Below are 3,060 nucleotides of genomic sequence, written 5' to 3' on the forward strand. Positions count from 1 at the left end.
GGCGTGGTGTCGATCCTGACGCCGTGGAATTTCCCGCACACCCTCAACGTGATGAAAGTCTGCGCCGCGCTGGCCGCCGGCAACACCGTCGTGCTCAAGCCGTCGCCGCTGGCGCCGCTGGCCGGACTGGCGCTGGCCCGAATCATCGACGAGCACACCGATATTCCACCGGGTGTGGTCAACGTCGTGACCCCGACCAGCATCGAATCCAGCAAGATGCTGACCGTCGACCCGCGGATCGACATGGTCAGCTTCACCGGGAGCTCGGTGGTCGGCCGCGAGGTGATGTCCGCCGCCGGCGCAACGATGAAGCGGCTGCTGCTCGAGCTCGGCGGCAAGTCGGCCAGCATCGTCCTTGATGACGTCGCGCTGGATGACGAACTGCTGCAGCGAATGTTGTTCGAATCCTGCTCATTTCATGCCGGGCAGGCCTGCATTCTGCACAGCCGGATGCTGCTGCCCGACGCGATTCACGACGAGGTGGTCGATCGGCTGGTTGCGATGGCCCGGGCGGTGAAGGTCGGCGATCCAACCGATCCGGACGTGCAGATGGGCCCACTGATCAGCGCCGCACAGCGCGAACGCGTTCAAGCGCATGTCGATCAGGCACTCAGTGACGGCGCCAAGCTGGCGACCGGTGGCGGTCGGCCCGCCGGACTGAACGGTGGCTACTACTTCGAGCCGACGATCCTCACCGAGGTCACGCCGGACGCCGCCATCGCCCAGGAAGAGGTATTCGGGCCGGTGCTGTCGGTGCTGCGCTATCGCGACGACGACGACGCGGTTCGGATCGCGAACAACTCGCAGTACGGGCTGTCCGGCGCGGTGTGGGGCACCGACGTCGAGCGTGGGCTCGCGATCGCCCGACGGGTCCGCACCGGGCAGATCGCGGTCAACGGGTTCGGGCCGGGCGGCGCGCCGTTCGGCGGGTTCAATCAGAGCGGGATCGGCCGGGAGAGCGGCGGGATCGTCGGAATTCGTCAGTACATGGAGCCGAAGGCCATGGGACTGCCGGCGTGACAGCCCCCCTCGACGGGCTTCGGGTGGTCGAGATCGCCGACGAGATCTCCGGTCCCTACTGCGGCAAACTGCTCGTTGATCTCGGCGCCGATGTCACGAAAATCGAAACACCAGAAGGTGATCCGCTGCGGCAGTGGGGCCCGTTTCCCGGTGGCGAACCCGACCCGGATCGGTCCGGGTTGTTCGAGTACCTCAACGCCGGCAAACGCGGCGCAGTCTTGGACCTCACCCGCGACAGCGATGCGGCGGCCGCGCGCGGGCTCATCGCCGACGCCGACGTGCTGATCGACGCGTCGGCTCCCGGAACCCTGGCGGCGCTGGATCCGCACGATTCCCGGCTGGTTATCGTGCGGATCTCAAATTTCGGACAGCATGGGCCATTTCGGGATCGCGATGCCACGCCGCTGACCATGCAGGCGATATCGGGCTGGATCAGCGCGCGCGACCCAGAACGGCCGCCGGTGCAGGCCGGCGCCCGAATCGCCGAATACGTCGCGGGGGCCTACGCCGCGCTGGGCGCGATGACCGCGTTGCGAGTCGCACCGGCCGGTCAGGTGACCGAGGTCGACGTCTGCCAATTAGAGGCGCTGCTGTCGACGCTGCCGTACCCGATGCTGATGTACGAGCGGATGCGTGCTCTCGGCCTGCCCACCGGCGTGCGCCAGTCTCCGATGCTGGGTGTGGTTCGCGCCGCCGACGGCTGGGTCGGGATCAACTGTCTGACCGGGCAGCACTGGCTCGACGTGTGCGCAATGCTCGGGCTTCCGGAGTACGGCGAGCAGCAGTTCGCGATCATGATGGGCGGGCCGGAGCGGGCCGAGTTCTACGCGGCGGCGCAGCCGTGGCTGGACCAGCGAACCGTCTCCGACATCGTCGAACTCAGTCAGGCACTTCGCATTCCGGCGGCTCCTGTCGCCGACGGCGCTGGGACGCTAGACAATCCGCAGTACGCCAAGCGGGGATTTTTCGTCGACGGCGGCGGGAGGGACTGGTCGTTTCGACGACCGGGACCGCCGTTTCGCCTCTCGAAGACACCGACGGTGCCTGCCCGTCCCGCACCGAGCCTGGGGGACAGGTCGGGAATGGATCACCCGCCGGCGCGACCGGCGGCCGATCCGGTGGCGGACCCGTCGCTGCCGTTCGCCGGCCTGAAAGTGCTTGACCTGACCACATTTTGGGCGGGCGGATACCTCACCTGCTATCTCGGTGCATTCGGCGCCGACGTCGTCAAACTCGAGTCGATCCAACGGCCGGACGGATTCCGTTATTCGGGCGCCCAGCCGTTCGAGGGCGAAGACTGGTACGAGCGCAGCCCGTTGTGGCAGGCCACCAACCTGAATAAGCGCGACATCACACTGGATTTGAGCTCACCGGCCGGCCGCGACCTCGCTCGTCGGCTGGCCGCGCAGGCCGACATCGTCGTGGAGAACTTCTCCCCGCGCGTGGTGGAGCAGTTCGGGCTGGACTACGAATCGTTGGCCGCGCTGCGCCCTGACGTGATCGCCGTCCGCATGCCGGGATTCGGCCTCGACGGCCCGTGGCGCGACTACGTCGGCTGGGCGCTGAACATCGAACAGGTGTCCGGCATGTCAGCGGCGACCGGTTACCCGCAAGGTCCGCCGTGCAATGTGCAGGGCCCGGCCGACCCCATCGTCGGTGTGCACGCCGGGGTGGCGTTGCTGGCCGCGCTCGACCACCGCCGTCGCACTGGCGAAGGCCAGTTGATCGAGGTCGCGCAGATCGAAGTCGGCGCCGCGGTCACGGCCGAACCGGTGATCGAGTACTCGATGAACGGCATCGTCGCACCGCGCGAGGGCAACCGGCGGCGAGGCTGCCGGCAGGGTGTCTACCCGACGGACAGCGACGACACGTGGGTGGCACTGTCGGTGCGCGACGACGCCGACTGGTCGCGGCTGACGCACCTGATGGATCGCCCCGACCTGGCGGCCGACGATCACGAGGCCTTCGATGAAGCGGTCGCGACCTGGACCCGAACACGGTCGGCCACCAATATCGTTGCCGCCCTTCGGGAACACGGCA

General features: G+C 67.8%; 2 protein-coding genes. Both read left to right on the plus strand.

Annotated elements, in window-relative coordinates:
• On the plus strand, positions 1 to 1,020 hold a 1,020-nt coding region (locus tag VN856_RS22795), incomplete at its 5' end, for an aldehyde dehydrogenase family protein (RefSeq protein ID WP_325693306.1).
• Positions 1,017 to 3,060: CoA transferase (locus VN856_RS22800; protein WP_325693309.1), on the plus strand; the 2,044-nt coding region annotated here is incomplete at its 3' end. The genes VN856_RS22795 and VN856_RS22800, both read left to right, overlap by 4 nt.

This window comes from Mycobacterium sp., assembly GCF_035603715.1.
GTDB lineage: Bacteria > Actinomycetota > Actinomycetes > Mycobacteriales > Mycobacteriaceae > Mycobacterium.